This window comes from Stenotrophomonas sp. STEN013 (assembly GCF_056760355.1).
Genome location: NZ_JBRREO010000002.1, coordinates 249,997 through 275,771, shown reverse-complemented (window position 1 = coordinate 275,771; position 25,775 = coordinate 249,997). Strand labels below are relative to the sequence as shown.

Genomic DNA, 25,775 nt, shown 5'->3' with positions numbered 1-25,775 from the left:
TGTTGAAGGTGTTCATGGGCGGCATCACGACCGATGCCGGACCGGATCGCGCATCGTCCGCTAATTGCGAGTTCACCTGCAGCGGTTATCGTGGCCGTCCGGACATCCTGTTGCGAGCTCCCCATGCGCTATCGCGCCCTGCTTTTTCCCGCCATCGCCTGCCTCGTCATGGCGGCCACCGCCCACGCCGCGCCGCAGGTGAAGGGACACCAGCTCACCGTTGGTGCCAGTGACGTGCAGCAGTATCTGGACGGCAGCTTCCCGCGCACCCAGAAAGCGCTGGGCGGGCTGCTGGCCCTGGATGTCAGCCAGCCACAGCTGACGCTGCCGGCCGGCAACCGTCTGGACCTGCAGTTCGACCTGGGCATGGCCGCCGCCGGCAGCGCGCGCATGCCGGTAGGCAATGTCCGCATCAGCAGCCGGCTGCGCTACGACGCACAGACCCAGGGCTTCCACCTGGAGCAGCCGACGGTGGACGATTTCCGCCCGGCCATGGCCGGCGCCGAACTGGATGCCAGTACCCGCAGCCTGCTCAACACTTGGCTGGCCGACTACGCGCGCCGCGAGCCGATCTACAAGATCGACCCGGCCATCGCCAAGGTGATGGGCGCGCTGCAGGTCAAATCGGTCGGCATCCAGAACGGTCGCATCGCGGTGGACTTCAACCAGAATCTGGGCAGCCTGGTGCCATCCGGGCTGCTGGGCAACTGAGGCCGACCAGTGCTGGAACAGAAAAAGGCCGCGATGCGGCCTTTTCTTTAACGGCTGGAAACGCGGATCAGCGCTTGGGCTGCAGCATGGTCCCGGTGCACTTCTTCGAGCCGCAGCGGCATTCCCAGATCTTCTTCAGACGCGGGGTATGGCGTTCGGCCAGGGTGATGCCGTAGTTGTAGGTCAGCTCCTCACCGGGCTTGATGTTGCGGATCGCCTCGATGAACACCTTCTCGTCGGCCGGGTCATCGCTGTCGGTTTCCTGGATCACCGCCTCGCAGTTGGGCTCGCAGCTGTGGTTGATCCAGCGCGCATCGTTGCCACCGTGGTTGGCATCGATGACATAGACCTCGTTGAGCGTGAACAGGAAGGTATGGCCGCTTTCCACATCGCCGGTGTCATCGGCATCGACTTCCTCATGGGTCCGGCGCTTGCCCTTGTACTCGATCACCCGCTCGCCCTTCTTGAGTTCGGCCACGGCGAAAACGCCATTGCCGTGAATGGAGGATTTGCGCGCTTGGATCTTCTTGGGCATGTAGGCGGCCGGAATCATCGATGGGAACCGGGATTCTCGCCCATGCGGGCGCTTCTACCCAAGCACCGCCGCCGCCACAGCCTCGCGCCGTAGCTGAACGGCAAAACTTGGAGGCAGCGGCCGCAAAGCGTACAATTTTGGTCCACATTGCATTTTCCCCGCTGGATCTCCCGCCACGATGCTCCGCGTCACCAAGCTCACCGATTACGCCACCGTCGTGCTGACTGTGCTCGCCGCACAGCCGGCCGAAGTGCTGAGCGCGACCGAGCTGGCCGATGCGGCCGGGCTGGAATCGCCAACCGTCAGCAAGCTGCTCAAACCGCTGGCCCAGGCCGGGCTGGTGGAAGGCCTGCGCGGCGTACGCGGCGGCTACCGGCTGACCCGCCCTGCAGATCAGATCACGCTGATCGAGATCGTCGAGGCGATGGAAGGCCCGCTTGCCATCACCGAGTGCAGCCAGCACCAGAGCCAGTGCGGCATCGCTGAACAGTGCGGCGTGCGCTCGAACTGGCGACTGATCAACCACGTGGTCGCCGACGCGCTGCGCGGCGTCACCCTGGCGCAGATGCTGCATCCCTTACCGCTTGCCGACCGTCGCCGCATCGCCGTCGACGTCGTCTCCTGAACAACCGTAGGCAGCCCTCATGGCCACCGAAACCATTGAAACCGTCGGCACTGCCGACACTCCCAACCGTGAAATCCACGAGCAGCTCGGCCGCAAGTACGAGGCCGGCTTCGTCACCGACATCGAATCCGATTCGTTCCTGCCGGGCCTGAACGAGGACGTGATCCGTGCCCTGTCGGCCAAGAAGGAAGAGCCGGAGTGGATGACCAAGTGGCGCCTGGAAGCCTACCGCCACTTCCTGACCATGCAGCAGCCGGATTGGGCCAAGCTGCAGATCGGCCCGATCGACCTGCAGGCGCTGAGCTACTACTCCGCACCCAAGGGCCCGAAGTACAAGTCGCTGGACGAGGTGCCCAAGGAACTGCTGGACACCTACGACAAGCTTGGCGTGCCGCTGCACGAGCGCGCCAAACTGGCCGGCGTGGCGGTGGATGCCGTGTTCGACTCGGTCTCGGTCGGCACCACCTTCCGCAAGGAGCTGGCCGAGAAGGGTGTGATCTTCTGCTCGATCTCCGAAGCCATCCGTGACTACCCGGAGCTGGTGAAAAAATACCTGGGCACGGTAGTGCCGGTCGGCGACAACTACTTTGCCGCTCTCAACTCGGCGGTGTTCTCCGACGGCAGCTTCGTGTTCGTTCCGGAAGGCGTGCGCAGCCCGATGGAGCTGAGCACCTATTTCCGCATCAACGCCAGCAACACCGGCCAGTTCGAGCGCACCCTGATCATCTGCGAGGACCGCGCCTACGTGTCCTACCTGGAAGGCTGCACGGCGCCGATGCGCGATGAGAACCAGCTGCACGCCGCGGTGGTCGAGCTGGTGGCGCTGGAAGATGCCGAGATCAAGTATTCGACCGTGCAGAACTGGTACCCGGGCGACGAGAACGGCGTCGGCGGCATCTACAACTTCGTCACCAAGCGAGCCGAATGCCGTGGCGCGCGCTCCAAGGTGACCTGGACCCAGGTGGAAACCGGCTCGGCCATCACCTGGAAGTACCCGTCCTGCGTGTTGCTGGGGGACGACTCGGTGGGTGAATTCCACTCGGTGGCGCTGACCCACCACCGCCAGCAGGCCGATACCGGTACCAAGATGATCCACGTCGGCAAGCGCACCAAGAGCAAGATCATCTCCAAGGGCATCAGCGCCGGCCGTGGCCAGAACACCTACCGTGGCCTGGTCAAGGTCGCCGCCGGTGCCGAAGGCGCGCGCAACTACACCCAGTGCGACTCGCTGCTGATCGGCAAGAAGTGTGGCGCCCACACCTTCCCCTACATCGAGGTGAAGAACCCCAGCGCCACCGTCGAGCACGAGGCCACCACTTCCAAGATCTCCGACGACCAGCTGTTCTATTGCCGGGCGCGTGGCATCGACCAGGAAAACGCGGTGTCGATGATCGTGGACGGTTTCTGCAAACAGGTATTCCGGGAGTTGCCCATGGAGTTCGCCGTGGAGGCCAAGAAATTGCTGGAAGTCTCGCTGGAAGGATCGGTCGGATGAGCCGCCTGACGCTGCTTTTACTGGCCCTGCTGCCGTTCACCACTTCCGCCATGGCGCGGGACGGTGCTTGCGACGACGCCGACACCCAGCTGGATCTCAACGAGTGCGTGGCCGCCGAAGCCGACGCCGCCGATGCCGAGCTCAACGCCGTGTACCGGCAGGTGATGCAGGAACTGAAGGGTCAACCGGTCGCCATCGAAAAACTGCGCGCTGCCCAGCGCCTGTGGATTGCGCTGCGTGACGCCGATATCGAAGCGCGTTACCCGGTGGGCAAGAACGAGAACCCACGCGTCCTGTACGGCTCGATGTACCCGATGCTGCACGCCGCAAACAAGGCCGAGCTCACCCGCCAGCGCACCCGGTGGCTGCGCGCCACCTTCCTCGATCGCGCCGAAGGCGAGCTCTGATCGCCCCGCACCTACATACTGAAGAACCCCCCCTCATGCTGAAGATCGAAAACCTGCACGCCCGCATCGCCGGCAAGGAAATCCTCAAGGGTCTGTCGCTGGAAGTGAAACCCGGTGAGGTGCACGCCATCATGGGCCCCAACGGCGCCGGCAAGTCCACACTGGGCAACGTGCTGTCCGGCCGCGACGGCTATGAAGTGACCGAAGGCGAGGTGCAGTTCGAAGGCGCCGACCTGCTGGAACTGGAACCGGAAGCGCGCGCTGCCGCCGGCCTGTTCCTGGCCTTCCAGTACCCGGTGGAAATCCCCGGCGTGAACAACACCTACTTCCTGCGCGCCGCACTCAATGCCCAGCGCAAGGCCCGTGGCGAGGAAGAGCTGGATTCGATGCAGTTCCTCAAGCTGGTCCGGCAGAAGCTGGCCGTGCTGCATCTGAAGGACGAACTGCTGCACCGCGGTGTCAACGAAGGCTTCTCCGGCGGCGAGAAAAAACGCAACGAGATCTTCCAGCTGGCCGTGCTCGAGCCGAAGCTGGCGATCCTGGATGAAACCGATTCGGGCCTGGATATCGATGCCCTGAAGAGCGTGGCCGACGGCGTCAATGCGCTGCGCAGCCCGGAGCGCTCGTTCGTGGTGATCACCCACTACCAGCGCCTGCTGGACTACATCAAGCCGGACTTCGTGCACGTGCTGAGCGAGGGCCGCATCGTCAAGAGCGGCGGTCCGGAACTGGCGCTGGAGCTTGAAGCGCACGGCTATGATTTCCTGAAGGACCGCGTGGTCCGCGAGGCGGCCAAGTAATGAGCGTCCTGCTGGATTCCCTGGCCGCCGGCTTCTGTGGCAGCGACGCGCGCCGCCAGGTGCTCGACGCTGCCCTGCAGACCGGTCTGCCCGCTGCCCGCAACGAGGCCTGGAAATACACCTCGCTGCGCCAGCTCGAACGCCGCACCTTCACCCCGGCGCCGCTGCAGGCCCCGGCCATCGATGCCGCGCTGCTGGCCGATATCCCGGCGCCGCGTCTGGTGTTCGTCAACGGCCGCCACAGCGCTGCGCTGAGCGATCTGTCGGCACTGGATGCCGGCGTGCAGGTGCGTACCTTGTCCGCGGTGCAGGACGAAGAGCCCGAAGCCCTGCGCTTCCTCGGCCGCCGCTTCGAGCGCGCCGATGAAGTGTTCGCCCAGCTCAATGCCGCACTGGCCGATGAAGGCGTACTGGTACAGGTGGCCGACGGCATCACCAGCAAGACACCGCTGCACCTGGTATTCGTCAGCGCGGCAGATGGCAACGATCACGCCTGGCACCACCGCCATCTGATCGAACTGCGCCGCGGTGCCGTGTTCGGCCTGGTCGAGCACCACCTGCAGAGCGGTGACAGCGCGCACCTGGACAACACCCTGGTGCATGTCCACATCGCCCAGGATGCTGTGCTATCGCATGCCCGCGTACAGGCCGACAGCGCGCGCGCGACATCGCTGTTGCGTACCGACGCCGTGTTGGCCCGCGATGCGCAGTACCGCCGCATCGATCTGGAGCTGGGCGCCGCGCTGAGCCGGCATGAGCTCAATGTTCGGCTGGAGGGCGACAACGCCAGGTTGACCGCCAACGGCGTGCTGCTGGGCACCGGTCGTCGCCATATCGATACCCGCCTGGGTATCGAGCACATCGCCAAGGACACCCGCGCCGAGCTGGTCTGGCGTGGCGTGGCCGCCAACCGCAGCCGCGTGGTGTTCCACGGTGGCATCAACATCCGCGAGGGCGCCGATGGCACCGACGCCAACCTCTCCAACAAGAACCTGCTGCTCTCGGCCGATGCCGAAATCGATACCCAGCCGACGCTGGTGATCGATGCCGACGAGGTCAAGGCCGCACACGGTGCCACCGTTGGCCAGCTCGATGCCAACGCGCTGTTCTACCTGCGCTCGCGCGGCGTGCCGGCCGAACAGGCCCGCGCCATGCTCAGCGCCGCGTTCTGCCACGAGCCACTGGCTGCGGTGGAAGGCGCTCTCACCGAAAAGCTGGCCCGCCATCTGGACCAGGCACTGCAACAGGCTGGCATGGCATGAACCTCTCTTCCCCGCGTCCGATCCACCCACCGGCCAGCGCTCCCGACTGGGAACGCGTGCGCAGTGACTTTCCGCTGTTGATGCGCGAGGTCAATGGCAAGCCGCTGGTGTATTTCGACAACGCCAACACCGCGCAGAAGCCGCTGTCGGTGATCGGCGCGGTGGACGAGTTCTACCGCCGCTACAACGCCAACGTCAGCCGCGCCGTGCATGCGCTGGGCAGCGAGGCGACCGAAGCCTATGAAGGAGCGCGCAGCAAACTGGCGCGCTTCCTCAATGTCCGTATCGACGAGCTGGTGCTGTGCAGTGGCACCACCTTCGCGATCAACCTGGTCGCCTATTCGTGGGCATTGCCACGATTGAAGACGGGCGACGTGATCCTGGTCTCGCGCATGGAGCACCACGCCAACATCGTGCCGTGGCAGCTGATCGCACAACGCACCGGCGCCAGCATCCGCGTGGCCGAGATCAGTCCCGACGGCAGCCTCGACCTGGATGCGTTGCATACGGCGATGACCCCGGAAGTGAAGCTGCTGGCGGTAACGCATGTCTCCAACGTGCTGGGCACAATCAACCCGGTCCGTGAGATCTGCCGCGAAGCCCGCAAGCGCGGCATCGTCACCGTGGTGGACGGCTCGCAGGCCGCACCGCACATGCCGGTGGATGTGGCGGCCATAAGTTGCGACTTCTACGCGATCACCGGCCACAAGATGTGCGGCCCGACCGGAACCGGTGCGCTGTGGGCGCGCCGCGAGCTGCTGCAGGAAATGCCGCCATTCCTGGGGGGCGGTGAGATGATCAAGGAAGTCAGCTTCGAGGGCACCGTGTTCAACGACGGCCCGCAGAAATTCGAGGCCGGCACGCCGAATATCGCCGGCTTCGTCGGCCTGGGTGTCGCCGTGGATTACCTGGAGACCCTGGGTCGCGCGCATATCGATGCGCGCGAGCAGGAGTTGCTGGCCCATTTCACCGAAGAGCTGCAACGGATCGAAGGCGTGCGCATCTTCGGTACCGCGCCACGCAAGGCCGCCGTGGTGTCCTTCCAGATCGAAGGCGCGCATGCGCACGATCTGGCCACACTGCTCGACCTGCAGGGCGTGGCAGTGCGTTCGGGCCAGCACTGCGCGCATCCGCTGCTGCAGTACTTTGGCGTCGCCGCCACGTGCCGCGCCTCGCTTGCGTTCTACAACACGCACGAGGAAATCGAGGCATTCATGGCCGCGCTGAAGAAGGTCCGCACCCTGCTGGGCTGAAACCGCCGCTGCGCAGGTAGAGCCCGCGCAATACAGCTCCGCGCAACCCGCCTGCGCAACCCGCTCGCGCACCTCGGCCGTTAGAATGAGGGCATGAACGCACTCACTTTCCGCACGGCCACTGCGGCCGATATTCCTGACCTGATCGAACTGGTCACCTCGGCCTATCGCGGCGATGCCTCGCGTGCAGGCTGGACCACCGAAGCCGATCTGCTGGACGGCCAGCGGGTGGACGCGGCCGGTATCGCCGCCGACATCCAACGCCCGCGCAGCGTGATCCTGCTGGCCGAGCGTGACGGTGTACTGCAGGCCTGCTGTCATATCGCCGACGAGGAGGGGCATGGCTACTTCGGCATGTTCGCCGTCAGCCCGCAGGCACAGGGCGGCGGCGTGGGAAAACAGCTCATGCAGCACGCCGAACACTTTGTGGCCGGACAATGGCATCTGCCGACCATGCAGATGACGGTGATCGACTGCCGTGACGAGCTGATCGCCTTCTACGAACGCCGGGGTTACGCGCGCACCGGCATCAAGAAGCCTTTCCCTTACGGCGATGAACGTTTCGGCATCCCCAAGCGGGACGACCTGCAATTCGAAATCCTGGAAAAGCCCCTGGGAGCTGCGGCATGAGCCAGACCTGGACCTTCATCTGCGCCAGCGAAGAGCTGCTGCCGGGCGAAATGAAGACCGCCTTCGACGAAGTCACCGGCGTGCCCATTGTCGTGTTCAACCTGGATGGCGAGCTGTTCGCGCTGGAAGACCAGTGCACCCATGAAGAATTCGAACTGTCTTCGGGCTGCATCGATACGACCGAGGGCAGCATCGAGTGTGTGCTGCATGGGGCCCGTTTCGACATCCGCGACGGTCGCGCGCTGTGCGCCCCGGCCTACACCCCGGTGCCGAAATTCCCGGTCAAGCGCGAACACGGCGGCATCTGGTCGCGCGACGACCGCGACTGACGCGGCGGCACGCTTTTCGCCGATCGTTGTCTTGAGTGGCGCAAGACCGGGCGCGTGATCAAACGGATTGCAAACGCAAACAATTCTCAATAAGATGCGCATCTGTCGCAGTTCGCGATGATTCCGCGCCCGCCCCCACTCCGTGCTTCGCCTGAGCCACATGGCTGTTGTTTTCGGCGCCGTCTTCATGCGGCGCCGGCTGGTATGGGCCGGAGCGCTGCTGGTAATGGCACTGGCGGCTGCGCCGCTGCCGCCTTCCGTTGTCCCCGAGGTATCCAGCCCGGCAACGGGTGATGTCATCGCCTCGCTGCAACTGCCCGGCGGGCAGTTGCCGGACAAACTTCCGGTCGCCGCCATGGCGCCGGGCGAGGCCGGACTGGAAGCTTTGCGTGCCCCGGGCCAGCGCCCGCGGCCCACCCCGCCGGCTGATACCACCGCATTCCAGCGCCGCCTCAAAGAGGTGTTCCATGCGGCCGCAACCGAAACCGGCGTCCGGCACGCGCAGCGTCGCCTCCAGGCCTATCCGCTGGATCCACCTCTGCGCCTGCTCAATCCCGGCAACGCCCCGCCGCGGGCCTGAGCCGTCTGCTGCTGCCCGCCATCCTGGCCGGGTGCGCCCCGTTGCTGTCGCGCTTTCCGATCTGAACCGCCTCGACCCTGCCGTTGCTCCGCCAGGCTGTCTGCCGTTTTTTCCTTTCCAGAGCCCTTCCATGAACTCCATGCGTACCCCGTTGACCTCCGCCCTGCTGTTTGCCATCGGCAGCCCACTGGTCGCCCACGCCGCGCCCGAGGGCGCCGCCGATGCCGACCAGCGTAAAGCCACCGATCTGGATGGGGTGCATGTCCGCGGCAGCTGGTTCAACCCGTCCTCGCCCAAGTTCACCGCCGAGCTGCTGGATACCCCCAAATCGGTGTCCATCGTTTCGGACAAGCTGATCGCCGAAACCGGCTCGACCAGCCTGCAGGATGCGCTGCGCATGGTTCCGGGCATCACCTTCGGCGCCGGTGAAGGCGGCAACCCGACCGGTGACCGGCCTTTCATCCGCGGCTTCGATTCGCAGAGCAACATCTTTGTCGACGGCCTGCGGGACGTCGGTTCGCAGACCCGAGAGATCTTCGACCTGGAGCAGGTCGAAGTGGTCAAAGGCCCGAGCTCGGCCTACGGCGGCCGTGATTCCGGTGGCGGCAGCCTCAACCTGGTCAGCAAGACCCCGAAGCTGAAGAACGAAACCAGCGCCAGCATGGGCGTGGGTACCGACCGCTACGCCCGCGGCACGGTGGATGCGAACTATGTGCTCGGCGACGGCGTGGCGGCGCGCCTGAACCTGATGAAGCACGAGTCGGACATCGCCGGCCGTGATGCGGCCAATGTCAGCCGCTGGGGCATCGCGCCGTCGATCGCGTTCGGCCTGAACGGCCCGGCGCAGGTGATCGCCAGCCACTACCACATGGAAACCGACGACCTGCCCGATGCCGGCGGCTTCCCGTACAGCAATCCATTCACCAGCGGCCCCAATGTCGCGCTCAATGGCGACGGCAGCCCGCTGGTGCCGGACCGCAACAACTACTACGGCCTGAAGGACCGCGACTTCCAGCACACCCGTGCCGACATCAGCACGCTGGATGCCAGCTACGACTTCGGTGGCCACAAGCTGCGCAACATTGCGCGCCTGGGCAACACCAGCAACGACTACCTGTGGACGCAGCCGGACGACAGCAAGGGCAACCCCAATCTGTACGGCACGCTGTGGCGCCGCACCAACAGCCGCGCGGTCGATGTGAAAAGCTTCGTCGACCAGCTGAGCCTGACCGGCCGCTTCGAGACCGGCGCGTTGCAGCACAGCTACAGCGCCGGCGTCGAGTACAGCGACGAGAAGATCAGCCGCGGCAGCTACCTGATGTCACCGGGCACCAACAACCCGCTGACCAATGGCACCCGTTGCCCGAGCACCGGCGCGGCCACCGGTTACAACTGCACGGACTTCAACAATCCCAATCCGAACGATCCGTGGTCGGCCCACCAGACCGTCTACCGCAGCGACAAGGCGGCCGACGTCCGCCAGACCACCAGGACCCGCTCCGCCTACCTGTTCGACACCATCGAATTGAACCCGCAGTGGTCGGTCAATCTGGGCCTGCGCTACGACGACTACTCCACCAAGCAGGTCACACCGGTGCCGGGTGCGGCGGCAACGGTATTCCGCAATGACAGCGACTTCATCAACTACCAGGCCGGCGTCGTGTTCAAGCCGGTGGCCAACGGCAGCCTCTACCTGTCCTACGGCACCTCCTCCACGCCGCCGGGCATGGACGGTGGCGACGGCGCCGATGGCATCTCTCTCGCCAATGAGGACCTGGATCCGCAGGAGACCCGGAACGTCGAGCTGGGCACGAAGTGGGACCTGTTCGGCAGTCGCTTGAACCTGACCGCCGCGATCTTCCATACCGAGTTGAACAATGCCCGCGTCCTCATCGACAACGGCACCACGCAGAACGCCGGCAAGAAGGTCATCGACGGTTTCGAGCTGGGCTTCACCGGACAGCTCAGCGACAACTGGAGCCTGTACGGCGGCTACACCTGGCTGGATTCGGAGTTGAAGGACGGTGGCTACGTCTGCGCCGTGGCCGGCCGCACCTGCCCCAGCGGCATCTACGTGCCCTCGCCGAACAACGGCAACGTGTTCCCGAACACCGCCAGGCACAGCGCCACCCTGTGGACCAGCTACACGCTGCCCTTCGGCCTGACCCTGGGCGCCGGCGCCAGCTACTCGGACAAGCAGTACGGTGATGTGGCCAATACCAAGTGGATCCCGAGCTACACCCGCTGGGATGCGATGGCCAGCTACGCCATCCAGGACAACATCAGCCTGCAGTTGAACGTGCAGAACCTCACCGATAAGACCTATTTCACCAAGGCGTATGCCTCGCACTACGCGGCCATCGCCCCGGGCCGCGCCGCGACGCTGGCCCTGAATGTGAAGTTCTGATTCCCCTCGCCCCCGGCCGCCTGCCGGGGGCTTCGTCCACAAGGCAATCCGATGCTGCTGCACATCCCCGACGTACTCACCCGCGACCAGGTCGCCCAGGCGCGCCAGCGCCTGCACGAAGCGGGCTGGGCCGATGGCAAGTCCACCGCCGGCTACCAGTCGGCGCAGGCCAAGCAGAACCTGCAGCTGCCCGAATCGGACCCGGCCGCACGGGCGCTGGGCTCGCTGATCCTCGATGCCCTGGGCCGCAACGACACGTTCTTTGCCGCCGCGTTGCCACGCCGCATCTATCCGCCGCTGTTCAACTGCTACCGCGAAGGCCAGACCTTCGGCTTCCACGTCGACAACGCGGTCCGCTACGACCACATCAGCCGCGCGGGGGATCCGCAGCCGGTGCGTACCGATCTGTCGGCCACCTTGTTCCTGTCCGATCCGGACGAGTACGAAGGCGGCGAGCTGGTCATCGAGGACACCTACGGCAACCAGCGGGTGAAGCTGCCGGCCGGGCATATGGTGCTGTACCCGGGCACCAGCCTGCACCAGGTCACCCCGGTGACCCGCGGCACACGCATCGCCTCGTTCTTCTGGACCCAGAGCATGGTCCGCGACGACGGCCACCGCCGCCTGCTGTGGGAGCTGGATCTGTCGATCCGGCGGCTGACCCACGACCATCCGCAGCACCCCTCGCTGGTCAGCCTGACCGGCGTGTATCACAACCTGCTGCGGCAATGGGCCGAGGCGTGAGCGCAGCCGGACAGGACCTGCAGGCACTGCTGCTGCAGCTGCCCGGCAACCCGGCGGCGGTCATGGCCGAACTGGAGCGGCGCGCGCAGGATGGCGAGGTACTGGCCCAGTTCGTACTCGGCCAGGCCTGCATGGAAGGCCGCGCCCGCCCGGTCGATACCGGCGCCGGCATGGCCTGGTTCGAACGTTCCGCCAACGGTGGCCTGCCGCTGGCGATGAACATGCTCGGGCGCTGCCACGAGTTGGGCCAGGGCACGCCGGTGAATCTCGAACTGGCCGGGGTCTGGTATCGACGGGCTGCGGACAGCGGGCTGGACTGGGGCATGTACAACCGGGCCAACCTGCTGGCCACCGGCCGTGGAATCGCCAAAGACGAAGCCGCCGCCTACACGCTGTACCGGCGTGCGGCCGAAAGCGGCCACGCCAAATCGATGAACCTGGTCGGCCGCTGCCTCGAAGAAGGCATCGGTGTGATCGCCGATCCGGTCGCCGCACCGGACTGGTACCGCCGTTCGGCCGAAGCGGGCGACTTCCGCGGTCAGGCCAGTCATGCCTCGCTGCTGCTTGCCGCCGGCCATATAGACGAGGCCGCCGATTGGCTGCGCAAGGCGCTGGCGCAGGGAAGCCCGTCGTTTCTCGCACAGATCCGGCCGCAGCTGGCGGTATCGCCGCATCCGCAGATCCGGGCCCTGTTGGCGTCCATTTAAGCCTCATCAATCGATATCAATTCTCATTTGCATAAGCAAACGAATCCCATCTACAATGCCGCACCGCAAACGCCAGCGCCCCGCGCCGGCCATGCAATCAAGGGATTCCCGTGCAGCATCCGCAAAGCCAGCCGCCCCCGCCCTCCATACACGCCGCCGTGCGCGTGTCGATGGCGGCATTCGGCCTGCTGCTTCTGTTGGCGTTTCTGGCCTTGCTGCTCCAGGACACCCCGCGCCAGCCGTTTGCCAGCGACGCTGACAGCGTTACGTCCATCACCGGCGCACCGCCGGCGGGTGACGAGGACCAGCTGCAGGAAACCCGACCGGCCAAGTTGCGCCGCGTGGTCAAACCGCATGCGATGCCGGCCGCGCTGAGCGGGTCCACCGGCCAGGTGCTGGCGTGCTTGAACGCCGCCGTTGCGGCGCGCTCGTTGATCCCCGCCTCAATCATGGACGTCGCCCGCCCGGCACCGGGGCGCCGGCAACAGCGCGGTCAGGCGCCTCCGCAGGTCTGACCGGTCCTCTACGGATCGACGCCGCCATCTCACCCTCCTTCCCCGCAGCACCCGGCGCATGCACTACCTGCCTGCGACTGCGCAGTGCGCCCCGCTTTCCGAAATCCGAGGTCCCTCCATGGCTCTGCGCCATCGCCGTTCCGTGTCCGTTTCCCGCCACCTGCTCGGCCTCGCCGTGCTCGCCGTCCTCAGTGCCACCGCACACGCCAGCGGCAGCGGCGCGCCCACCACGCTGGACAAGGTGGTCGTCACCGCTACCGGCTTCGAGCAGAAGATTCCCGATGCACCGGCCAGCATCAGCCTGATCTCGCGCGAGGAGCTCGTCCAGCGCCCCTACACCAGCCTGATCGACGCGCTGCGTGACGTCGAAGGCATCGATGTGGGCATGGAAACCACCGACAAGAACGGCCGCGCCACCATTTCCATGCGCGGCATGCCATCGGAATACACACTGGTGCTGATCGACGGCCGCCGCCAGAGCAACGTCGGCAGTCTGTACCCCAACAACTTCGGTGGCGGCCAGTTCTCCTACCTGCCGCCGCTGGATGCGATCGAGCGCATCGAAGTGGTGCGGGGCCCGATGTCGACCCTGTACGGCGCCGATGCGATGGGCGGGGTGATCAACATCATCACCCGCCGCAACCAGGGCCAGTGGCAGGGCTCGATCACCCAGGGCTTCACCGTCCAGCAGGAAAAAGAGTTCGGCGACGCACGCACCACCGATCTGTATCTGACCGGGCCGCTGCTCAAGGACACACTGGGCGTGGCCATCCGCGGCAGCTACTACGATGCCGACGAATCCATGCCCGAGTGGGACGCCCTGCCGCTACCGGATGGCTCGATGTGGGAGCGCAGTCTCGGCTTTGGCGGCGGTGGCAAGGCGGTGGCCAACACCAACTGGAACACCGGCATCCGTCTGAATCTGACCGCGTTCGAGAACAACGAGTTCTGGCTGGACTACGACGTCTCGCGGCAGAAATACGACAACAGCAAGGGCCAGACCGGTACCTTGGACAGTCTTGAAAGCCTGTGGCGCAGCGGCAACGCGACCATCCCCAATCCCAACGGCAGCGGCACCATCACCCGCCGCGTGGTGCAGCCGCGGGTGGGCTACACCGCCTGGCAGCGCTACGAGCGTGACCAGTTGGCGCTGACCCACCAGGGCCGCTACGACTTCGGCACCTGGCAGACCAGTCTGACCCGCCACACCACCAGCAACCTAGGCCGCTCGCTGCCGCTGACGCTGGACGAGCGCGCGCAGTTGCAGACGCTGTGGAACGATGTCTGCGCCCGTCGCGGCCAGGCCGCGCACTGCAACATGACCTCCGGCAATCTGAGTGTGCTCAATGCCGACGAGCTGGCCCGGTTGTCAGATTTCCTGCCGCGGCCGCTGCGCACGATGGAGCTGGACGGCTATGTGCTGGACACCAAGCTGGACATGTCACTGGGCAACCACCAGCTCGCCATCGGTGGCCAGTACAACGACACCGATATGACCGATGGTGTGTTCGGCATGGATGGCGGCGGCTACCGCGACAACGTCAAGCAGAAGCACCGGATGTGGTCGGTGTTCGCCGAGGATAACTGGGCGCTGACCGACACCCTGACCGCCACACTGGGCGTGCGCCATGACGACCACAACATCTTCGGCAGCCACCTCAGCCCGCGCGCCTATCTGGTGTGGGAAGCCGGCGACGCCTGGACGCTCAAAGGGGGCATCAGCACCGGCTACAAGACCCCGCGCCCGGACCAGCTGTTTCCCGGCGTGGTCGGCTTCGGCGGCCAGGGCGTGATCCCGCAGGTCGGCTCGCCGCACCTCAAGCCCGAAACCAGCACCAACTACGAAGTGGCCGCCTATTACGAAGGACGGCGCTGGAACTTCAACGCCACCGCGTTCTTCAACAAGTTCGACGACAAGATCGCCAGTGGCGGCACCTTCGCCAACTGCGAGGTGGCAGCGGCCGACGGCAGCTACTGCGTGGATGTCGGCCCGGGTTGGGCGGCGCTGGGCTACAGCGCTTTCACCCAGAGCGTGAACATCGACAAGGCCGAGACCCGCGGCGTCGAACTGGCCGGTCAGATCGACCTGCTGGACACGCTGCAGCTGCGCGGCAACTACACCTTCACCCAAAGCGAGCAGACCAGCGGCAGCGCCAAGGGCCAGCCGATCTCGGGCAACCCGGCCAAGCACATGGCCAACGCCAACCTCACCTGGCAGGCCAGTGATCGCATCAGCCTGAGCCTGATCGGCGAAGGCCGCTACGACCGCTACCGCGACACCCTGGTCTCCAGCGTCGGCGGTGTCAGCCGCTCGACCGTGCGCTACTACGCCGACTACACCACGTTCCATCTCGGTGCCAGCTGGAAGGCGACCGGCTGGCTGACCGTCAACGGCCGCATCAACAACCTGTTCGACAAGGACTTCGTCTCCCAGTCCTGCGTGCTGGCCTCCGATACCGAGTACAGCTGCGTGGACGACTACGCGGTGAAGGAACAGCGTCGCAGCTTCTGGATCTCGCTCAACGCGCGCTTCTGACACTGCCGGTGCAGCCCAGCAAACGCCCGCCCCTGAGGCGGGCTTTTGCTTTTTGCGCCCGCTTCCCCGCACCATGCGCGGCCGCAATTCCACAACCACCAACCGCCCACTGCAGATCCCGCGCATGACCAGACCGGCCACGTTCTTCTCCATCCAGGCGCTGCGCGGTATCGCCGCACTGATGGTGGTGCTGTTCCACCTGCGCATCGTCGAGGGCAAGTATGGCCAGGACGGCAACCTGCTCGGCGCGATGTTCGCCTACGCCGACAGCGGCGTGGATCTGTTCTTCATGCTGTCCGGCTTCGTGATGACCAGCATCGCCGCCGGCAGCTATGGCTCGCCCCGCAATGCCGGCGACTTCCTCGCCCGCCGTGGCTGGCGCGTGCTGCCGCTGTACTGGTTCTACACCACGCTGGTCGTGGCCCTGATGCTGCTGATGCCGGGCATGGCCAACAGTGCCTACCAGGACCAGAGCATCCTCGCCTCCTATCTGCTGTGGCCGCAGGCGCAGCTGCCGCTGCTGACCGTGGGCTGGACACTGATCCACGAGGCGTTCTTCTACCTGCTGATGGCGGTGGCGATCGCGTTCGCGCGAGAACGGCAATTGCCGTGGCTGTTGCTGGGCTGGGCGGCGGCGACCCTGCTGGCCCACGGCATGTTGGGCGCCGGCATCGCACCCTGGGCCGCCGTCGCGTCCAGCCCGTTGAGTCTGGAGTTCATCGCCGGTGGATTGATCGGGCTGTACTGGCGCCGTCTGCCGGCCGGCTTCGCCCTGCCGCTGCTGTTGGGCGGTGCTGTCCTGCTGGTCGCGGCGATGCTGCACCTGGCCGCGGCCTATCCCGAACATCCGCCGGTACTGCGCCGGGCACTGTTGTTCGGCGTTCCGGCCGCGTTGCTGGTGCTCGGTGCGGTGCGCTGGGAGCATGCACGCCAGCCACGGCTGCCGGCCTTGCTGCTGGCAGTTGGCGACAGCTCCTATTCGCTGTACCTGGGCCACGTGTTCGTGATCTCGGCAACCGGCCGCCTGTGGCAGGCCAGCGGTTTGAACCATGCGCCGTGGCAGCATGCGCTGTTCATCGCGCTGACGGTGGCGGTCTGCGTCATCGCCGGCTGGCTGTCGTGGAGATGGCTGGAGCTGCCGCTGCACCGCTGGACCCGCACACGCAAGCCTTCGGCACGCACGCTGCAGGCCGCGCGGGAATAAGCGGTACGCACCGGGACAGCGAAAATACAAATTGCGAATCATTCTCATTCATGGTGTAATCCGGGCTTCCTGATCCCCACCCGCCACGCCCCTTGTCTTCCGAACGCGCTTCCGCCACCGCCGTGCAGCAACAGGCCAACCGCGGCTTCTGGTTGCGCACCTTGCACCAGTGGCACTGGATCAGTTCGGCGGTGTGCCTGATCGGCATGCTGCTGTTCTCCCTCACCGGTATCACCTTGAACCACGCCTCGAAGATCGAGGCTGCCCCGCAGGTGCACAACCACAAGCTCGAACTGTCCGCGCCGCTGCTCGAAGCGCTGGGCCCGCGCGAGGAAGGCAATGCGCCGTTGCCGGGCAAGGTCGCCGACTGGCTGTCGCGCGAGCTGGATGTCTCCCTGGGCAAGCGCGAGGCCGAGTGGTCGGCCGAAGAGATCTACCTGTCCATGCCCGGCCCCGGCAGCGATGCCTGGCTGAGCATCGACCGCGAAACCGGTGCGGTGGAGTTCGAGAGAACCCGCCGCGGCTGGATTTCCTATTTCAATGACCTGCACAAGGGCCGCAACGCCGGCCCGGGCTGGGGCTGGTTCCTGGACCTGTTCGCGGTGGCCTGCCTGGTGTTCTGCATCACCGGTCTGTTCCTGCTGCACCTGCATGCGCGGCAGCGACGCATGACCTGGCCGCTGGTCGGGCTGGGCCTGCTGATCCCGCTGCTGATCGCCCTGCTCCTGATCCATTGATCCCGCTCTCCCCTTGAACGCATCCCTCCCCGGAGTCGCACCATGCGCGTCACCCTGACCATCGCCCTGAGTGGCCTGATCGCCACCGCTCCGGCCGCCTACGCCGCCAGCCTCGACGTCAACGTCGAAGTGCCCAAGCTCAACGTGGCCGAATACCACCGCCCGTATGTGGCGGTGTGGATCGAAGGCGCGGACCAGAAGGTCGCCGCCAACCTGTCGGTCTGGTACCAGCTCAAGGACACCGCCGAGGGCCACGGCACCAAGTGGCTGCCGGACCTGCGCCAGTGGTGGCGCAAGAGCGGCCGCACCCTGCAGGTGCCGGTGGATGGTGTGACCGGCCCGACCCGCCCGGTCGGCAAACACCAGCTCAGCTTCAGCGACCGCCAGCCGCAGCTGCGCGACCTGCCCGCCGGCCAGTACACGCTGGTGGTGGAAGCCGCACGCGAGGTGGGTGGCCGCGAGCTGGTCAAGATTCCCTTCAGCTGGCCAGCCCGCAGTGTGCAGAACGGCCGTGCCCAGGGCACTTCCGAGCTGGGCACGGTCACCCTCGCCGTCAAACCCTGATTCGCCCTACTACCGGAGCCAACCGATGAAGCGTTCCCTCCTGCTTGCCGCCACCATCGCCGCAGCGCTGCCCTTCTCCGCCGCCGCCCACAAGGCCTGGCTGCAGCCGTCGCAGACCGTGATCGCCGGTGCCAACCCGTGGATCACGGTGGACGCGGCCGTGTCCAACGACCTGTTCTATTTCAACCACGTGCCGCTGCGCATCGACAATCTGCTGATCACCGCGCCCGACGGCAGCAGCGTGCAGCCGCAGAACGTGGCCACCGGCAAATACCGCAGCGTGTTCGATGTCGAGCTGACGCAGCCCGGCACCTACCGTCTGGCCAACGTCAACGCCGGGCTGATGGCCAACTGGCAGGAAGACGGCAAGCCCAAGCGCTGGCGCGGAACGGCTGAAAAGTTCGCCGCCGAAGTGCCGAAGGATGCCAAGGACCTGAAGGTTTCCGAGACCGCCGGCCGTGTGGAGACCTTCGTCACCAACGGCGCACCGAACGCCACCGCGCTCACGCCGACCGGCAAGGGCATGGAGATGGTCGCCCTCGGCCACCCGAACGATCTGTTCAGCGGAGAGGAAGCCACCTTCCGCCTGCTGGTGGATGGCAAGCCGGCCGCCGGCCTGGAAGTGGAGATCACCCGCGGCGGCACCCGTTACCGCAACGCGCAGGAAGAGATCAAGGTCACCACCGATGCCAGCGGCGAGTTCGCCGTCACCTGGCCGGAAGCGGGCATGTACTGGCTGGAAACCGGCAGCGAAGACAACAAGACCTCGGTGCCGCAGGCCAACGTGCGCCGCCTGAGCTACGTGGCCACGCTGGAAGTGCTGCCGCAGTAAGGACTCCAGGCCCGGTCGCCACGGCGCGCCGGGCCGCTCTCTCCATGTCTAGCCAATCCGACATCGCCGCCCTCGGCGGCCACACCATGGGTACCCGCTGGAGCGTGAAGCTGGTCGCCCCGCGCCGCCGCGACCTGCATCCGCTGCATGCCGGCATCCAGGCAGAGCTGGACCGGGTCGTGGCGCAGATGAGCACCTGGGAAACCGAGTCGGACATCAGCCGCTACAACCGCGCCGCCGCCGGCAGCTGGCAGCGGCTGCCGGAAGACTTCTGGCAGGTGCTGGTCGCCGCGCATGATATCGCCGAACGCAGCGATGGCGCGTTCGATCCGAGCATCGGCCCGCTGGTCGCACTGTGGGGCTTCGGTGCCCAGGCCGGCGCGCAGCGTGTTCCCGATGCCGCGCAACGGGCCGAGGTCGCCGGCCGCTGCGGCTGGCACAAGCTGCAACTGGATGCACCGGCGCAGGCCGCGCTGCAGCCCGGCGCGCTGCAACTGGACCTGTCGGCCATCGCCAAGGGCTATGGCGTGGATCTGGTCAGCCGCTGGCTGCGCCGCAACGGCGTCGAAGCGGCGCTGGTCGAAGTGGGCGGCGAGCTGCACGGCTACGGTCGCAAGCCCGACGGCCAGCCGTGGCGAGTGCTGGTCGAATCGGCTCCGGAAGAAGACGCCGGCGCCGACTATCCACCGCGGGTGCTGGCCTTGGATGATCTGGCCATCGCCACCTCCGGTGATCGCTGGCATCACTATGAACAGGACGGCATTTCCTACAGCCACACCCTTGATCCACGCACGCACGCGCCGGTAACCCGCGCCGCCGCGGCGGTGACGGTGATCGAGCGCGAAGCGATGCGCGCCGATGCCTGGGCCACTGCACTGACGGTGATGGGCGCAACACAGGGGCTGGCATTCGCCACCGATCATGGCCTGGCCGCACGCTTCCTCACACGCGGCCCGCACGGTCTGGAAGAAACCATGACGGCGGCGTTCCAGCAGCACCTGGACGCAGACACGCAATGAGTGCTCCACGCGTGAACCGCCCACTGATTGGCAACCTCGCCGTTGGCCTGGTGCTGGTGCTGATCGCCGTGTTGCTGCTGCGTCTGCATCTGGGCGAGAGCTGGTGGCTAGCCGCGCCCCTGCCCGCACAGTGGTTCACCGCGCTGGCTGCCGCCGCCATCTATGCCATCGCCTGCGCGGCGCTGTGGTGGCGCGTGCGCTCGCGCAAGGACGTTGCCAGCGGTGACGGCGAGCCGCCGCTGCTGGTGGTCTGGGCCAGCCAGACCGGTTTTGCGCGGCAGCTGGCCGAACGCAGTGCAGACAGCCTGCGCGCCGCCGGCCACACCGTCCGCGTGCGCGCGCTCGACCAGGTCGATGCCGCCCTGCTCGCCCGCATCCGCACCGCGCTGTTCGTCGCCAGCACCACCGGCGAAGGCGATCCGCCCGACCATGCCCTGGCCTTTCTCAGCCGGGTGATGCAGAACGCCACGCCACTACCGCAGCTGCAGTACGCGGTGCTGGCGCTGGGCGACCGCACCTATGACCATTACTGCGCCTTCGGCCACCAGCTCGACAAGTGGCTGTGCGAACAGGGCGCGCGGGCGCTGTTCGATACCGTGGAAGTGGACAACGCCGATGCGGACGCGCTGCGCCACTGGCAGCAGCTGCTCGGCCAGCTCGGCGGCGATGTCGCCCACCTGCCGGACTGGGCTCCGCCGCAGTACCAGCAATGGCGTTTGCAGCAGCGGCAGGCGCTCAATCCGGGCAGTGTCGGCGGCACCGTCTTCCACCTGAAGCTGCAACCCGTCGCCGGGGAACTGCCGGCATGGCAGGCCGGTGATATCGCCGAAATCGGTCCGCGCCACAGTGCCGGCACCGTCGCGCAATGGATGCATGCGCACGGCCTGCCGGTCACCGCCACGCTGGCCGATGGCCGCCCGCTGCAGGAGGTCCTCGCCGCGTGCCACTTGCCCGAACAGATCGACACCGGCGACCTCGCGGCGCTGGCCGCGGCGCTCAAACCGTTGCCGCATCGCGAATACTCCATCGCCTCGATGCCCTCGGAGGGCTCGTTGCAGCTGCTGCTGCGGCGCCAGCGGCGACCGGACGGCCAACCGGGACTGGCCAGCGGCTGGCTGTGCGACTACACCACGCCCGGTGATGTCATCGACCTGCGTCTGCGCGGCAACGCCAACTTCCATCCGCCGGCAGCGGAGGCGCCGCTGATCCTGGTCGGCAACGGCACCGGTATCGCCGGCCTGCGCGCGCACCTGCGCGCCCGCGTCGAGGCCGGCGCGCGCCGCAACTGGCTGCTGTTTGGCGAGCGCAATGCCGCCCACGATTTCCACTTCGGCGACGAGCTGCGGCAATGGCAGCGCGAGGACTGGATCGAACGGCTCGATACGGTTTTCAGTCGCGATGGCGGCCGCTTCCATTACGTGCAGGATGCGCTGGCCGCCCATGCCGGTACGCTGCGCGACTGGGTCGACCAGGGCGCGACGATCCTGGTCTGCGGCAGCCTGCAGGGCATGGCGCCGGCGGTGGATGCGGTGATCGCCGATGCCCTCGGCAGCGACGCACATGAAGCCCTGCGCATCGCCGGCCGCTATCGCCGCGACGTGTACTGAGCCAACCCGGCCAGCGCGCTCAGATGTGGTGCAGCCGTTGCCGGAGGATCCGCGCCAGCGCCTGCGGCTGGTTGCGCCACGTCAGGGTTTCACCCTTCAGCGGATGATCCAGTGCCGCGAGGAAAGCCTCCCGCATTGGGAAGGCGCCGCCTTCATGCCGCCGGTGACACCCGGATCGCCAACAGCTCGCCGCCGCCATTCAAGGCGAACCGTGTGCGTGCACCGGCGGCGAGCCAGGCGGTGTCGCCGGCGGCCAAGGGCGGCAGGGTGTTGCCTTCGAACTCGGCTTGTCCGGCCAGCAGATGGACCGCCCAGGCCACCTGCGGCTCGGTGAAGAACAGCATGCTGCCGACCAGCGGCCGGTGCAGCAGCTCGGCCTGCAGCGCGTCGCGGCGCCACATCAGGTTGAAGTCGCTGGTGGTGCCGTCGACCAGCTCGCCACTGATTTCAGCTTCGCCGGCAAACCGCACACGTTGATACGGCGGCAACAGCGTTTCACAGCGGCCATCGACAAAGCGTAGCCGCAGCCCTTCGCCCTGCAGCAGCACCAGCTCGCGCTCGACACCGGGGAAGGCGGAAAAGGCCGCATCCTGCTCGATCTCGGCGATCGACAGCCGCAGCTGCCAGTCGCCCTGTCCGGGCAGACGCAGGATCTCGCGGGTCCAGCCCAGGCCGTTGCGCCAGCGTTCGCGCCGGTAGTCGACGGTGGGGATGACGCGGGAGGGAGCAGTCAGAATTTCCATCGCGGCATGATGCCAGCATCCGGCACTGCTGTAGGAGCGACACAAGTCGCGACAGCTTTTGTCGATAAAGCCCGGTCGCGACTTGCATTGCTCCTACAACGACGGCGGTTACTTCGGCATCGCGAGATTCTCGGCAGCCAACGGCTTGCCTGCGCGGGGCGTGGTGACGATCACCGCATCGGCCGGCAGCGCGCTACCGTGCTCCAGCCGCGCCTGCACGCGATCCAGCGCCGCATAGACGTACGGCAGCAGCGGCAGGTAGCGCGAACCGTAGTCGGGCAGGCCGAGGAAGCCGTCAAAGTGCTGCACGTGCTTGACCTGCCAGTAGTTGACCTCACGCCCGGCGGCCTGGGCCGCGGCCACATACGGCGCGCTGCTGAAAGCCGGCGGGATCAGGCCATCGTCGGTGCCATGCACCACCATCACCGGCAGGCCCTGACGCGGCAGCCCGGCGCGGGTGGCCTGGATGCCGGCCTGCACGCGCTTGGCATCCTCGCCCTGCCCGGCCCACAAGCCACGCAGGCACTTCAGCCCGGCGTAGGTCAGGTCGGGCAGCTGCACCTTGCTGTCGAGCAGCCCGACCCCGGCACCGGGCGGAATGCCGCTGCCATCGGCGATCCACGCCGCACGCTCGGCGGCGCTGGCCACGCGCGGGGAGAAATCCGGATTCTGCGCGGCAAAGCTGAAACCGCACGGGTGTTCGCCCACGCCGTAGCGGCCGTAGGCCGAGGCATAGGTCGCGGCGACCGCGCGCCACAGGTCAAACCCGGTGGACAGCGCGCCAGCGCGCAATGCCTCGTCGGTCCAGCCCTTGCTGCGCATCAGTTCATAGGCCGCTCTGGCCTGCGCCGCCGGCGTGGCCCCGCCGATGACACCTTCGGCCGCCAGCGTGGCGCAGCGCAACGCGGCCCCGGCTTGCAAGGCGGCAGTCAGCGGCGGCTGCGGCAGATTGTCCATATGCAGCTGCGCGCACGGCATCAGCAGCGCCGCCTCGGTGGTGTAGTCGTACAGCGCGCGCGAACCCGGGCCATCGGAATAGACACTCGGCTCGCCGGCGACCACCGCGTCCAGCCAGTCGCCCTCCATTTCCGCCGCGCGCAGCACCGCGCCACCGCCGTTGGAAATCCCCACGGCGATGATGCGGGTGTTGTCGAAGGTGAACGGCGCGGCCTGCGGATACGCCTGTTCCAGCGCCAGCAGCGCGTACTCGGCCGCCTGCTTCACATGGCGCCCCCAGTCGGCTTCCGGGTTGTCCTTGGAGTGCGCGTGTTTGAACGCCACGCCCGAGGCGTTGACCGGGGCATCCGGCACGAACGCCAGATCGGCCGCCTCGCCCAGCGCGCCGACCGTGCCATTGGCGCGGACACCGATCTGCGCGTCCAGGTCGTAGTAATCGCTGCCGGCGCCCTTGTCGGTGTAGACCACCGCACAGCCCTTGGGCAGGCCCCACGCCGCCGCCACCGACACCGCGCCATAGATGCCGCGCGAACCGGAGGCCGGAGCGACCAGCACACAGCGCTTGCTCAGATCGAAATTGTACGGCACCTGCGCCAGCACGCGGTGCGGCTGGCGCGCATCGGGCAGCCGCGCATAGGCCGAGTACTCGCGACCGGGCACGCTTTCAAGACTGCCGAACAGCTCGCCATAGCCACCGCCCGGCGCCAGGTCGGCGATACCGCGCCAGCTGCCCCACAGCGCGCGCCGACGCAGCTCGTCCGGCGTCGGTGCAGTGGCATCGGCGAAGGCCGGCGGCACCATGCTGCGCAGGCCGGTCAGGCCCAAGCCGGCGGTGAGCAGGTCGTCACTGCCGCGATGCTCGCTGCGCAGTTCGTTGCTGAACATGGAGGACTCCACGGGCTGGAAGACCGGGCCGCTGGCGCAGGAGGCCAGGCTCAGTCCGACGAATAGGCCGCAGGCGGCACGCAACAGGGATTGGCTCATGGATGCACCCTAGCAGAGCGGCCGCACCAGTCTCATCGTACTTAAGTACCACGCGCGAGCCACGTCGCGGCTGCTACGTTTCCTGCCATTCCCCTTATCCCCGGAGTTTCCCCATGGACCGTTTCCTGCAAGGCCGCACCGCACTGGTGACCGGCAGCACCTCCGGCATCGGCCTGGCCATCGCCCAGGCGCTGGCGGCCGCCGGCGCGCGCGTGGCGGTCAACGGTCTGGGCACGCCCGAGCAGATCGCCAGCGCGCTGGCCAGCGTCGCTGCCACCGGCAGCGAGGCGCGGCATTTTGCCGCCGACCTGCGTCGTGCCGATGAGATCGGCACCCTGCTCGACGCGGTGCAGGCCTGGGGCGCGATCGATGTGCTGGTGAACTGTGCCGGCATCCAGCACGCCGCGCCGCTGGCCGAGCAGCCCGCGCAGAAGTGGGACGACATCATCGCGCTCAACCTCAGCGCGGCCTTCCACACCATGCAGCAGACGCTGCCGGGCATGGCCGAACGCGGCTACGGCCGGGTGGTCAACATCGCCTCGGTGCACGGGCTGGTGGCCTCGAAGAACAAGGCGCCGTATGTGGCCAGCAAATTCGGCATCGTCGGCCTGAGCAAGGTTGCCGCACTGGAATACGCCAGTGCCGGCAGCCGCGACAGCGGTGGCGTCACCGTCAACTGCGTGTGCCCGGGCTGGGTGGAGACGCCGCTGATCGAGCCGCAGATCCAGGCCCACCGCAACGGAGGCAGCCGCGAGGACGGCGTGCGCGCGTTGCTGGAAGAGAAGCAGCCGAGCCTGCGCATGTCCCTGCCCGAGGACATCGCGTCGATGGTGGTTTGGCTTTGCCGCCGCGAGGCCCACAATGTCACCGCCGCCGCCCTGCCCATGGACGGAGGCTGGACCGCCCAGTAACCCAGACCGTGACCATGCCGACCCTGCTGATTGCCGACGACCACCCGCTGTTCCGCGCCGCACTGCGTCAGGCCGCCAGCGAAGCCATGAGTGATTTGCAGGTGCGCGAGGCCGAATCGCTGGACGGGGTGCTGGCCGCGCTCGATACCGCGCCGGAAACCGACCTGATCCTGCTGGACCTGCACATGCCCGGCAACCACGGGCTGGCCGGGCTGGCGGCGATCCGCGCGCAGCATCCGGGAGTGGCGGTGATCGTGGTTTCGGCCAATGACGATCCGCGCGTGGTGCGCCGCGCGCTCGATCATGGCGCGGCCGGCTACCTGCCCAAGAGCTCGGGCCTGAACGAACTGCGCGAGGCCATCCGCTGCGTGATGGCCTGCGAGCAGTGGCTGCCGGCCTCGCTGCGCGCGGCGGTGTCGCGCGCGCAATCCTCCAGCCACGACAACGAACTGGCCGCGCGCCTGGCCAGCCTGTCGCCGCAGCAGTTCCGGGTGCTGGTGCTGGTTGCGCAGGGCCTGCTCAACAAGCAGATCGCCGACCGCCTGGAGGTGCAGGAACGTACGGTCAAGGCGCATCTGTCGGCGATCTTCGAGCGCCTGGGCGTGCGCAACCGCACCCAGGCCAGCGTGGTGCTGCGCGAGCTGGAACTGAGCGATCCGGCGCGCCAGATCGAGGCCTGAG

The 25,775-nt window shown here is 66.9% G+C and carries 26 protein-coding genes; 23 read left to right on the top strand and 3 right to left on the bottom strand.

Going from position 1 to position 25,775, the window contains the following annotated elements; translation table 11 throughout:
• The first annotated feature begins 123 nt into the window (after positions 1-123).
• Positions 124-711: a YceB family lipoprotein gene (locus ACVOMH_RS05515; RefSeq protein ID WP_481551291.1), complete on the top strand. Its 588-nt coding sequence runs from the start codon at positions 124-126 to the stop codon at positions 709-711.
• Positions 712-778: 67 nt separating this feature from the next.
• Here ACVOMH_RS05515 and ACVOMH_RS05510 read toward each other — a convergent pair whose 3' ends face one another.
• Entirely contained in the window at positions 779-1,246 is a 468-nt protein-coding gene (locus tag ACVOMH_RS05510) for an SET domain-containing protein (protein WP_481523065.1), read from the bottom strand.
• 178 nt (positions 1,247-1,424) lie between these two features.
• Between ACVOMH_RS05510 and ACVOMH_RS05505 the strand changes: the two genes are divergently transcribed.
• The 20 genes from ACVOMH_RS05505 (at position 1,425) to ACVOMH_RS05410 (ending at position 21,499) form a co-directional block, all read left to right on the top strand.
• Positions 1,425-1,871: an SUF system Fe-S cluster assembly regulator gene (locus tag ACVOMH_RS05505; protein ID WP_481551290.1), complete on the top strand. Its 447-nt coding sequence runs from the start codon at positions 1,425-1,427 to the stop codon at positions 1,869-1,871.
• Between the two features lie 19 nt (positions 1,872-1,890).
• Positions 1,891-3,366 carry a Fe-S cluster assembly protein SufB gene (gene sufB, locus ACVOMH_RS05500; protein WP_481551289.1) on the top strand — a complete coding sequence of 492 codons (1,476 nt, stop codon included), beginning with the start codon at positions 1,891-1,893 and terminating at the stop codon, positions 3,364-3,366.
• A complete protein-coding gene (locus ACVOMH_RS05495) occupies positions 3,363-3,773 on the top strand; it encodes a lysozyme inhibitor LprI family protein (RefSeq protein ID WP_481551288.1) in 411 nt (136 codons plus the stop codon). Before sufB ends, ACVOMH_RS05495 begins: the two co-directional genes overlap by 4 nt.
• Before the next feature lie 35 nt (positions 3,774-3,808).
• Positions 3,809-4,573, top strand: a complete 765-nt coding sequence (gene sufC, locus ACVOMH_RS05490; protein ID WP_481522951.1) for a Fe-S cluster assembly ATPase SufC — start codon at positions 3,809-3,811, stop codon at positions 4,571-4,573.
• Positions 4,573-5,835: a Fe-S cluster assembly protein SufD gene (sufD, locus tag ACVOMH_RS05485; RefSeq protein WP_481551287.1), complete on the top strand. Its 1,263-nt coding sequence runs from the start codon at positions 4,573-4,575 to the stop codon at positions 5,833-5,835. Before sufC ends, sufD begins: the two co-directional genes overlap by 1 nt.
• On the top strand, positions 5,832-7,088 hold the full coding sequence (locus ACVOMH_RS05480) for a cysteine desulfurase (protein WP_481551286.1): 1,257 nt from the start codon (positions 5,832-5,834) through the stop codon (positions 7,086-7,088). Before sufD ends, ACVOMH_RS05480 begins: the two co-directional genes overlap by 4 nt.
• A gap of 93 nt (positions 7,089-7,181) precedes the next feature.
• Positions 7,182-7,718, top strand: a complete 537-nt coding sequence (locus tag ACVOMH_RS05475; protein WP_054658018.1) for a GNAT family N-acetyltransferase — start codon at positions 7,182-7,184, stop codon at positions 7,716-7,718.
• Positions 7,715-8,047 carry a non-heme iron oxygenase ferredoxin subunit gene (locus ACVOMH_RS05470; protein ID WP_481551285.1) on the top strand — a complete coding sequence of 111 codons (333 nt, stop codon included), beginning with the start codon at positions 7,715-7,717 and terminating at the stop codon, positions 8,045-8,047. The genes ACVOMH_RS05475 and ACVOMH_RS05470 overlap by 4 nt, the downstream gene beginning before the upstream one ends.
• 160 nt (positions 8,048-8,207) lie before the next feature.
• Positions 8,208-8,627, top strand: a complete 420-nt coding sequence (locus ACVOMH_RS05465) for a hypothetical protein (protein ID WP_481551284.1) — start codon at positions 8,208-8,210, stop codon at positions 8,625-8,627.
• A gap of 130 nt (positions 8,628-8,757) precedes the next feature.
• Positions 8,758-11,034: a TonB-dependent receptor gene (locus ACVOMH_RS05460; RefSeq protein ID WP_481551283.1), complete on the top strand. Its 2,277-nt coding sequence runs from the start codon at positions 8,758-8,760 to the stop codon at positions 11,032-11,034.
• A 51-nt stretch (positions 11,035-11,085) separates the two neighbouring features.
• On the top strand, positions 11,086-11,778 hold the full coding sequence (locus ACVOMH_RS05455; protein ID WP_481551282.1) for a Fe2+-dependent dioxygenase: 693 nt from the start codon (positions 11,086-11,088) through the stop codon (positions 11,776-11,778).
• The gene (locus ACVOMH_RS05450; RefSeq protein ID WP_481551281.1) at positions 11,763-12,485 is read left to right on the top strand and encodes a tetratricopeptide repeat protein; all 723 of its coding nucleotides are present in this window, start codon (positions 11,763-11,765) and stop codon (positions 12,483-12,485) included. Before ACVOMH_RS05455 ends, ACVOMH_RS05450 begins: the two co-directional genes overlap by 16 nt.
• 110 nt (positions 12,486-12,595) lie before the next feature.
• Complete coding sequence (locus ACVOMH_RS05445) at positions 12,596-13,000, top strand: hypothetical protein (protein ID WP_481551280.1); 405 nt, start codon at positions 12,596-12,598, stop codon at positions 12,998-13,000.
• A 118-nt stretch (positions 13,001-13,118) separates the two neighbouring features.
• A complete protein-coding gene (locus tag ACVOMH_RS05440; protein WP_481551279.1) occupies positions 13,119-15,536 on the top strand; it encodes a TonB-dependent receptor domain-containing protein in 2,418 nt (805 codons plus the stop codon).
• Between the two features lie 124 nt (positions 15,537-15,660).
• A complete protein-coding gene (locus ACVOMH_RS05435; protein ID WP_481551278.1) occupies positions 15,661-16,740 on the top strand; it encodes an acyltransferase family protein in 1,080 nt (359 codons plus the stop codon).
• A gap of 122 nt (positions 16,741-16,862) precedes the next feature.
• Positions 16,863-17,477 (top strand): PepSY-associated TM helix domain-containing protein, encoded by a 615-nt coding sequence (locus ACVOMH_RS05430; protein ID WP_481551577.1) that lies wholly within the window; start codon positions 16,863-16,865, stop codon positions 17,475-17,477.
• Positions 17,478-17,519: 42 nt separating this feature from the next.
• Positions 17,520-18,041: a DUF2271 domain-containing protein gene (locus tag ACVOMH_RS05425; protein ID WP_481551277.1), complete on the top strand. Its 522-nt coding sequence runs from the start codon at positions 17,520-17,522 to the stop codon at positions 18,039-18,041.
• A 25-nt stretch (positions 18,042-18,066) separates the two neighbouring features.
• Positions 18,067-18,873 carry a DUF4198 domain-containing protein gene (locus ACVOMH_RS05420; protein WP_481551276.1) on the top strand — a complete coding sequence of 269 codons (807 nt, stop codon included), beginning with the start codon at positions 18,067-18,069 and terminating at the stop codon, positions 18,871-18,873.
• Positions 18,874-18,917: 44 nt separating this feature from the next.
• Positions 18,918-19,892, top strand: a complete 975-nt coding sequence (locus tag ACVOMH_RS05415) for an FAD:protein FMN transferase (RefSeq protein ID WP_096144972.1) — start codon at positions 18,918-18,920, stop codon at positions 19,890-19,892.
• Positions 19,889-21,499 (top strand): sulfite reductase subunit alpha, encoded by a 1,611-nt coding sequence (locus ACVOMH_RS05410; protein WP_481551275.1) that lies wholly within the window; start codon positions 19,889-19,891, stop codon positions 21,497-21,499. Before ACVOMH_RS05415 ends, ACVOMH_RS05410 begins: the two co-directional genes overlap by 4 nt.
• Positions 21,500-21,651: 152 nt before the next feature.
• Here ACVOMH_RS05410 and ACVOMH_RS05405 read toward each other — a convergent pair whose 3' ends face one another.
• Positions 21,652-22,242: a HutD/Ves family protein gene (locus ACVOMH_RS05405; protein ID WP_481551274.1), complete on the bottom strand. Its 591-nt coding sequence runs from the start codon at positions 22,240-22,242 to the stop codon at positions 21,652-21,654.
• Between the two features lie 108 nt (positions 22,243-22,350).
• Entirely contained in the window at positions 22,351-24,183 is a 1,833-nt protein-coding gene (locus ACVOMH_RS05400; protein ID WP_481551273.1) for a 3-hydroxybutyrate oligomer hydrolase family protein, read from the bottom strand.
• A gap of 113 nt (positions 24,184-24,296) precedes the next feature.
• Between ACVOMH_RS05400 and ACVOMH_RS05395 the strand changes: the two genes are divergently transcribed.
• A complete protein-coding gene (locus ACVOMH_RS05395; RefSeq protein ID WP_057506424.1) occupies positions 24,297-25,094 on the top strand; it encodes a 3-hydroxybutyrate dehydrogenase in 798 nt (265 codons plus the stop codon).
• Positions 25,095-25,108: 14 nt separating this feature from the next.
• Entirely contained in the window at positions 25,109-25,774 is a 666-nt protein-coding gene (locus ACVOMH_RS05390; protein ID WP_481551272.1) for a response regulator transcription factor, read from the top strand.
• Position 25,775 lies beyond the last annotated feature (1 nt).

What these genes read in the sequence shown, in the direction of transcription:
- ACVOMH_RS05515 (WP_481551291.1), top strand. Translation starts at nt 124, where the DNA reads ATGCGCTATCGCGCCCTGCTTTTTCCCGCCATCGCCTGCCTCGTCATG.
- ACVOMH_RS05510 (WP_481523065.1), bottom strand. Translation starts at nt 1,246, where the DNA reads ATGCCCAAGAAGATCCAAGCGCGCAAATCCTCCATTCACGGCAATGGC.
- ACVOMH_RS05505 (WP_481551290.1), top strand. Translation starts at nt 1,425, where the DNA reads ATGCTCCGCGTCACCAAGCTCACCGATTACGCCACCGTCGTGCTGACT.
- sufB (WP_481551289.1), top strand. Translation starts at nt 1,891, where the DNA reads ATGGCCACCGAAACCATTGAAACCGTCGGCACTGCCGACACTCCCAAC.
- ACVOMH_RS05495 (WP_481551288.1), top strand. Translation starts at nt 3,363, where the DNA reads ATGAGCCGCCTGACGCTGCTTTTACTGGCCCTGCTGCCGTTCACCACT.
- sufC (WP_481522951.1), top strand. Translation starts at nt 3,809, where the DNA reads ATGCTGAAGATCGAAAACCTGCACGCCCGCATCGCCGGCAAGGAAATC.
- sufD (WP_481551287.1), top strand. Translation starts at nt 4,573, where the DNA reads ATGAGCGTCCTGCTGGATTCCCTGGCCGCCGGCTTCTGTGGCAGCGAC.
- ACVOMH_RS05480 (WP_481551286.1), top strand. Translation starts at nt 5,832, where the DNA reads ATGAACCTCTCTTCCCCGCGTCCGATCCACCCACCGGCCAGCGCTCCC.
- ACVOMH_RS05475 (WP_054658018.1), top strand. Translation starts at nt 7,182, where the DNA reads ATGAACGCACTCACTTTCCGCACGGCCACTGCGGCCGATATTCCTGAC.
- ACVOMH_RS05470 (WP_481551285.1), top strand. Translation starts at nt 7,715, where the DNA reads ATGAGCCAGACCTGGACCTTCATCTGCGCCAGCGAAGAGCTGCTGCCG.
- ACVOMH_RS05465 (WP_481551284.1), top strand. Translation starts at nt 8,208, where the DNA reads ATGGCTGTTGTTTTCGGCGCCGTCTTCATGCGGCGCCGGCTGGTATGG.
- ACVOMH_RS05460 (WP_481551283.1), top strand. Translation starts at nt 8,758, where the DNA reads ATGAACTCCATGCGTACCCCGTTGACCTCCGCCCTGCTGTTTGCCATC.
- ACVOMH_RS05455 (WP_481551282.1), top strand. Translation starts at nt 11,086, where the DNA reads ATGCTGCTGCACATCCCCGACGTACTCACCCGCGACCAGGTCGCCCAG.
- ACVOMH_RS05450 (WP_481551281.1), top strand. Translation starts at nt 11,763, where the DNA reads ATGGGCCGAGGCGTGAGCGCAGCCGGACAGGACCTGCAGGCACTGCTG.
- ACVOMH_RS05440 (WP_481551279.1), top strand. Translation starts at nt 13,119, where the DNA reads ATGGCTCTGCGCCATCGCCGTTCCGTGTCCGTTTCCCGCCACCTGCTC.
- ACVOMH_RS05435 (WP_481551278.1), top strand. Translation starts at nt 15,661, where the DNA reads ATGACCAGACCGGCCACGTTCTTCTCCATCCAGGCGCTGCGCGGTATC.
- ACVOMH_RS05425 (WP_481551277.1), top strand. Translation starts at nt 17,520, where the DNA reads ATGCGCGTCACCCTGACCATCGCCCTGAGTGGCCTGATCGCCACCGCT.
- ACVOMH_RS05420 (WP_481551276.1), top strand. Translation starts at nt 18,067, where the DNA reads ATGAAGCGTTCCCTCCTGCTTGCCGCCACCATCGCCGCAGCGCTGCCC.
- ACVOMH_RS05415 (WP_096144972.1), top strand. Translation starts at nt 18,918, where the DNA reads ATGTCTAGCCAATCCGACATCGCCGCCCTCGGCGGCCACACCATGGGT.
- ACVOMH_RS05410 (WP_481551275.1), top strand. Translation starts at nt 19,889, where the DNA reads ATGAGTGCTCCACGCGTGAACCGCCCACTGATTGGCAACCTCGCCGTT.
- ACVOMH_RS05405 (WP_481551274.1), bottom strand. Translation starts at nt 22,242, where the DNA reads ATGGAAATTCTGACTGCTCCCTCCCGCGTCATCCCCACCGTCGACTAC.
- ACVOMH_RS05400 (WP_481551273.1), bottom strand. Translation starts at nt 24,183, where the DNA reads ATGAGCCAATCCCTGTTGCGTGCCGCCTGCGGCCTATTCGTCGGACTG.
- ACVOMH_RS05395 (WP_057506424.1), top strand. Translation starts at nt 24,297, where the DNA reads ATGGACCGTTTCCTGCAAGGCCGCACCGCACTGGTGACCGGCAGCACC.
- ACVOMH_RS05390 (WP_481551272.1), top strand. Translation starts at nt 25,109, where the DNA reads ATGCCGACCCTGCTGATTGCCGACGACCACCCGCTGTTCCGCGCCGCA.